This window comes from Curtobacterium sp. GC_Cur_3 (assembly GCF_026544205.1).
Lineage (GTDB): Bacteria > Actinomycetota > Actinomycetes > Actinomycetales > Microbacteriaceae > Curtobacterium.
Window position 1 is genome coordinate 1 of record NZ_JALNUI010000059.1, and the last position, 6,058, is coordinate 6,058.

At 71.6% G+C, this 6,058-nt stretch carries 6 protein-coding genes and 2 tRNA genes; 1 reads left to right on the top strand and 7 read right to left on the bottom strand.

Annotation, left to right across the window (positions count from 1 at the left end):
- Positions 1-153: 153 nt before the first annotated feature.
- The 3 genes from OXR63_RS17845 to OXR63_RS17855 form a co-directional block, all read right to left on the bottom strand.
- Positions 154-228: transfer RNA gene (locus tag OXR63_RS17845), tRNA-Ile, on the bottom strand.
- A gap of 12 nt (positions 229-240) precedes the next feature.
- Positions 241-1,443 (bottom strand): glycosyltransferase, encoded by a 1,203-nt coding sequence (locus OXR63_RS17850; protein ID WP_267425563.1) that lies wholly within the window; start codon positions 1,441-1,443, stop codon positions 241-243.
- Positions 1,444-1,619: 176 nt separating this feature from the next.
- Positions 1,620-2,534, bottom strand: coding sequence for a multidrug DMT transporter permease (locus OXR63_RS17855; protein ID WP_267425565.1), 915 nt, complete (start codon positions 2,532-2,534; stop codon positions 1,620-1,622).
- A gap of 39 nt (positions 2,535-2,573) precedes the next feature.
- Between OXR63_RS17855 and def the strand changes: the two genes are divergently transcribed.
- Positions 2,574-3,149, top strand: coding sequence for a peptide deformylase (gene def, locus OXR63_RS17860; RefSeq protein WP_267425566.1), 576 nt, complete (start codon positions 2,574-2,576; stop codon positions 3,147-3,149).
- A gap of 69 nt (positions 3,150-3,218) precedes the next feature.
- On the opposite strand, the gene OXR63_RS17865 is transcribed toward def, so the two are convergent.
- From OXR63_RS17865 to OXR63_RS17880, 4 genes are all read right to left on the bottom strand, one after another.
- Positions 3,219-3,713: a hypothetical protein gene (locus OXR63_RS17865; RefSeq protein WP_267425568.1), complete on the bottom strand. Its 495-nt coding sequence runs from the start codon at positions 3,711-3,713 to the stop codon at positions 3,219-3,221.
- A 110-nt stretch (positions 3,714-3,823) separates the two neighbouring features.
- Positions 3,824-3,896, bottom strand: a tRNA-Asn gene (locus tag OXR63_RS17870).
- Positions 3,897-4,023: 127 nt separating this feature from the next.
- Entirely contained in the window at positions 4,024-5,034 is a 1,011-nt protein-coding gene (locus OXR63_RS17875; protein WP_267425571.1) for a D-isomer specific 2-hydroxyacid dehydrogenase family protein, read from the bottom strand.
- Positions 5,031-5,963, bottom strand: a complete 933-nt coding sequence (locus OXR63_RS17880; protein WP_267425574.1) for an ATP-binding cassette domain-containing protein — start codon at positions 5,961-5,963, stop codon at positions 5,031-5,033. The genes OXR63_RS17875 and OXR63_RS17880 overlap by 4 nt, the downstream gene beginning before the upstream one ends.
- Between the last annotated feature and the right edge of the window lie 95 nt (positions 5,964-6,058).

Sequence of the window (6,058 nt, forward strand, 5' to 3'; positions counted from 1 at the left end):
CGGATCCTGTCACACGAAGCGCGGGGCCGCGCTGCGGTGCGACGACGTGGGGCGGGCCAGCGTCGGCACGGCTCGAACCCGCGCTGGTGGTGCGACTACGTGGGGTGGGCCAGCGTCGGCACGGCTCGAACCCGCGCTGGTTGTGCGACTACGTGGGGCGGGCGGGACTCGAACCCGCGAATCGTTCCGTTATGAGCAGACTGCCTTGACCAGCTTGGCTACCGCCCCTCGTCGGCAGGCCTAGGCCACCGGCTCCCCACGATACAGCGCCTCGAACGTGGCGAGCGTGCGGTTGATGTCGTGCGCTTCGATCATGGCCAGGCTCCGCTGCCGCAGGGCGACGTAGTCCTCGTCCGACGCGGTGAGGACCAGCGCGAGCTTCGCGGCGAGGTCCTGCTCGTCGCCCGGCTCGAACAGGTACCCGTTCCCGTCGATGAGGTGCGGCAGCGCCATCGAGTTCGCGGCGACGACGGGGAGCCCGGACGCCATGCCCTCGAGCGATGCGATGCTCTGCAGCTCGGCGGTCGAGGGCATCGCGAACACGGTGGCGTTCGTCAGCGCGCGGTACTTGACCTCGTCGGAGACGAACCCGAGGAACGTGACGCGGTCCTCGATGCCGAGCTCCTTGGCCAGTGCAGTGAGCTTCGGGATCATCTCGCCGTCACCGACGATCGTGATCGTGGCGTGCAGTTCCGACGGCAGCAGCGGCAGCGCCCGGAAGAGGACGTCGAGGTTCTTCTCCGGGGCGACGCGTCCGACGAACACGATGTCGTTGCCGACGGGGCGGCCCTCGCGGGCGACGTACCGGGAGGCGTCGATGCCGCAGGAGATCGCGAGGACGCGCTGCCCGGCGATCGCCTTGCGGAGGTAGTCCGCGGCGAGGTTCGTCGGCGTCGAGATGACGTCGGCGAGGCGGTAGGTCTTCGCGGCGTCGTTCCACGCGATCTTCAGGGCGATCGGCAGCGTGAAGCGACCGAACGGCGTGTACTCGAGCAGGTTCTCGGGCATGAAGTGGTTCGTCGCGATGACGCGGATGCCGCGGTCGTGGGCTTCACGGGCGACGCCGCGACCGATGATGATGTGCGACTGGATGTGCACGACGTCGGGCTTGATCGCGTCGATCAGCGGAGCGACGTGGCGCCGCACGGTCCAGGGCCAGGCGAAGCGCAGCCAGGCGTGGAGCGGCCACTTGTAGGACGGCAGCCGGTGCACGGTGAGGGTGACCCCGTGGTGCTCTTCCTCGTACGTGCCGTGGTGGCGGTTCGCGGCCGGGGCGATGATGTGGACCTCGTGCCCGCGTTCGGCCAGGCCGACGGCGAGCTGCTCGGTGAAGGTCGCGGCACCGTTCACGTCCGGTGCGAACGTGTCGGCGGCCATGAGGACCCGGAGCGGGTGGTGCTCGGCCGGGTGTTCCTGCGGTACGGGGGTGGCGTCTGCTGACACGGCGGGCGTCGTCCTCTCCTGGGCCTTCGTCCGGTACCGGTGCTGCTCGGGTGCCGGGCTGGTCTGGGCTTGGAACGCTACCGTACCGCTCGGTCCGGCCACGTCAGCCGCGCGGCTGACGTCCGGGTGGGCCAGCGGCGCAGCTGCGGAAGCCGCGCGACTGACGACCGGGCGGCCTAGCGCCGCGCTTCCGGGTGGTGCTTGGCGAGCAGGAACACCCCGGTGACCGCGATCGCTGCGGCTACCACGAACCCGAGCACGGCCACCAGCGGAGCCCCGTCGGCCTCGTTCAGCACGATCACCCCGATGCCCACGGCGACGATCGGGTCGACGACGGTCAGCCCGGCGATGACCAGGTCGGCCGAGCCCGCCGAGTACGCGTTCTGCACGAAGTACCCGCCCAGGGACGCCGCGACGACGACCCCGATGATCGCGAGCACGGTGACCCAGTCGAACGTGTGGTTGACGAAGCGGTTCAGGGTGACCTTGGCGAGCGTCGCGACGAAGCCGTAGAGCACCCCGGCGCCGATGATGTAGTACAGCGCGCTCTTGTGCTTCGCGACGACGCGGAACGACACCAGCACGAGCACCAGCACGACCGCCAGGATCACCAGCACGGTGATGAGCTGGCTCCGGCTGATCGCGCTCTCATGGCCGACGAACGCCGCGATGCAGACGAAGATCCCGACGCCGACGATGCAGGTCCACACGGCTCGGCGCGCGGCCTGACCGAGCGGGACGCCGGACGACCGCGACGAGAACCACGTGGTGATCACGAGCGCCACGGCGCCGAGGGGCTGCACGACGATCAGCGGCGCGAACGTGATGCTGACGAGCTGGAGGACGACGGCGATGCCGAGCATGAGCGTGCCGAGCACCCAGTACCCGCTCGAGACCAGCGCCAGGACGTGGCGCACGCTGAGGCCCTGGGACTGCTTGCCGAGGCGGGCTTCGACGCGCTTGACCCCGCGGCTCTGGAACTGCGCGCCGAGGGACAGGAACACCGCACCGACCAGCGCGACAGGGATCATGAGCGCCTGAAACGGCGTCAGGTTGCTCACTGCGGCGGGCAGCTGGAGGTCCGGCGTCACGGGTCGAGGGTACCGTCCTGGTCCCGATAACCTGGGTGAATGGCCGTCCTCCCGATCCGGATCACCGGTGAACCCGTCCTGCACGAACCCGCCGAAGCGGTCACCGTCTTCGACGACGACCTGCGCGCCCTGGTGCAGGACATGTTCGAGACGATGGACCTGGCGCCGGGCGTCGGGCTGGCCGGACCGCAGGTCGGTGTCGGCAAGCGCCTGTTCGTGTACTCATACGTCGATGATGACGGCGTGCACTGGCGTGGCGTCGCGGTGAACCCCGTCCTGTGGATCACTCCCCCGGAACCCGAGTCTGTGGAGGAACTCGACGAGGACGAGGAGTCCGAGGGCTGCCTCTCCGTGCCGGGTCTGCGTTTCCCGCTCCGCCGCTCCGAGGGCGCCCTGCTCCGCGCGGTCGACGAGCACGGGGAACCGTTCGAGATCGAGGCCCACGGCTGGCTCGCCCGGGTCTTCCAGCACGAGTTCGACCACCTCGACGGGCTGCTCTACACGGACCGCCTCGTGCACCCGTGGGCGAAGCAGGTCCAGAAGGCGGTCAAGAAGCACAGCTGGGGCGGCCCCGGACAGTCCTGGCTGCCCGGCCGCGACCACCCCGAGGGCTGACCTCGCAACCGCAGCAGGCTGACACCCGCCACCGCCAGCAGGGCTGACGCCCCGGCCAGGAGGCTCCGCTCAGCCCCGGTACGCCGCGATCGCGTCGTGCAGGTGGTCCATCTCCGGGTGCCCCGGGCAGTACTCCGCCAGGCCGGCGGCGACGTGGGCGTCGTGGTCCGACGTGATCGTGGCCGTCCACAGCCCGTGGCCGGTCACCGCGCAGGTCGTCGCGAGGTCCTCGAGCGTCGCGGCACCGTCCGTCGCGCGGACCGCTGCCCGCTGCTGCGCCGAGGCCTCCGTCCCGGTGATGCGCTCGGCACGGCACGCGGAGCGGGCGTCCTTCCACACGGCGGAGTACGTCGTGTAGGTCTCGGTGCGGTCGGAGTCGTCGACGCGGCAGACGAACGCGAAGACGATCGGCGACGTGCCGGAGGCCTCGACCTGCGACGACGGGGTGCTGTCGACCGCGTCGTCCGGCTCGGACTCCGCCTGCGCCGTGCACCCGGCGAGACCGCACGCCACGAGCACCGCTGCGGAGAGCGCGGCGACGGCGGAACGGCGGACAGGGAGCACCTGTGAACGCTAACAGGTAGGAGCATCCGCCACATGGGCAGCGGCTCCGAACCGGGAGCACGAGCACCGGGGACACGAAAAGGCCCCCACCTGACGGTGAGGGCCTGTCGCTCCCCGAGTTGGACTCGAACCAACAACCTGCCGGTTAACAGCCGGCTGCTCTGCCAATTGAGCTATCGAGGATCAGCTGCCCTGCCGGAACCGGTCTGGACAACGGGTAACAGCATAGCAGGACATCGAACGGCACCCGCGCATCCGACACGCACCCCGGGCGCGCCGCTCCGACGGGCCCGGGCGGCGCGGTCCGGGATCAGTACCCGGCAGCCGGGTCGACGACCCCGACGAAACCCTCGCCGGACTCCGTCAGGAACGCCGTCACGTTGTGCCGCACCCGCTCGGCGAGCAGCGGCTCCACCATCTCCGGGGTGTCCGCCTGGTGCGGGGTGATGACCACACCGGGTGCGTCCCACAGCGGGTGGCCGTCGGGCAGGGGCTCGGGGTCGGTCACGTCGAGGCCGGCTCCGGCGATGTCCCCGGCGTGCAGGGCCTCGACCAGGGCGTCGGTGTCGACGAGGCCACCGCGGGCGATGTTCACGAGCCGGGCCGAGGGCTTCATGAGCGCGAACTGCGCCGCGCCGAACAGCTTGGACGTGTCGTCGGTCATCGCGGCGGCGATCATCACGACGTCGGCGTCCGGCAGCACGGCGTCGAGCTGGTCCGTCGTCACGGTGCGACCGGCGCCCGGCACCGGCGTGGAGGATCGTCGGACCACGGTCACGTCGACCTCGAACGGCGCGAGCAGCCGGAGGTACTCCAGCGCGATGCCGCCGGCGCCGATGACCACCACGGAACGGCCGTAGAGCGAGACACCCTCGGGCTCGGTCCCCCACGACCGCACCCGGGCACGCTTCGGCAGGACCCGCAGGGTGGCGAGGGTCAGCGCGAGCGCGTGCTCGGCGACGGGCTCCGCGTAGGCGCCCTTGGCCGAGGTGAACAGCACCCGGTCGCCGTGCTCACGGATCAGGTCGGCGAAGGCGTCGACCCCGGCGAACGGCAGCTGCACCCAGGACACCGCCGGCGCGGACTCGAGCGCCTGCGCGAGCCCCGACGGGTCGCGGGCGTCGAGCCAGACGATCCCGCGGGTGTCCTCGCCGAGGTCGGCGACCGTCCCGCCTGCTTCGGACACGGCCGAGACGTGCAGGTCGGTCGGCGCCGGGAGGATCGCCACGGGGCCGGCAGCCGGCGTGCTCACGGGGAGCGGTGCACCGGCGTCGGTGACGACGGCTCGGTGGCCGCGGGGCTGGACGTCGGTGTCGCTCACTGCTGCTCCTGTCGGGGGGTGCTGGTTCCCGCACCGGCGGTCGCCGGGCGGCGGGGTGCCGCTGACCGACGGGGTGCTCCGGCGGCCCCGGTCGTCGGGCGCTTGACGGGACGCGCCGCGGTGGCGGCGAGCGTCCGGACGTAGGGGTCGACCGGGCTGTCGAGGACCTCGTCGAAGGTGCCGAGCCCGACGAGTCGTCCCTCGGCCATGACCGCGACCCGGTCGGCGAGTGCTCGGGCCTCACGCAGGTCGCTCGACACGACGACCGCGGAGAACTGCCGGTTGCGCTGGAGGCTCGCCAGGGCCTCGAGCACGGACTGCCGGACGAGCACGTCCACGCCGCGCGCGGGTTCGTCGGCGACGAGCAGCTGGGGTTCGAGGACGAGCGCCTGTGCCAGCGCCACCCGCTGCCGCTGCCCGCTCGAGAGCTCCCACGTGTTCAACCGCATCACGCCGAGCGGCAGGTGCACGGCGTCGACGAGCCGCGCCACGATGAGCCCGGCTTCCTTCCGGTCGAAGCGTCGGTCGCGGGCATAGATCGGCTCCGCGATGGCCTCGCCGACGGTCAGGTCCGGGCTCAGCCGGTCGGCGGCGTCCTGGGAGAGGTACCCGATCCGTCCGGTCAGGCGTCCGAGACGACGGGACGACGGCCGCAGCCCCCGGATGCGCTGCCCGAGCACGGTCAACTCGCCCCCGACGATGTGCCGCCGGTGCGCGCCCTCGCCCTCGCCGCGTGCGCCGAGCTGTCCGGCCACCGCCGCCGCGAAGCTCGACTTGCCGGAGCCGGACTCGCCGAGCACCGCGAGGATCTCGCCGCTCCCGACGGTCAGGGTGATGCCGTCGACTGCCCGGATCGGTCGGCCGCCGGTGACCCGGTACTCGATGGAGACGTCGTCGGCGACGACCGCCGGGCCGTTGACCCCGCTCATGGAACCCTCTCCGCACCGCCCCCTGGCGGCACAGCGCGGACAGCGGGTGTCCGCGCGACGTACGTGGTGCTCTGGACACCGACACCCTGGAGGCT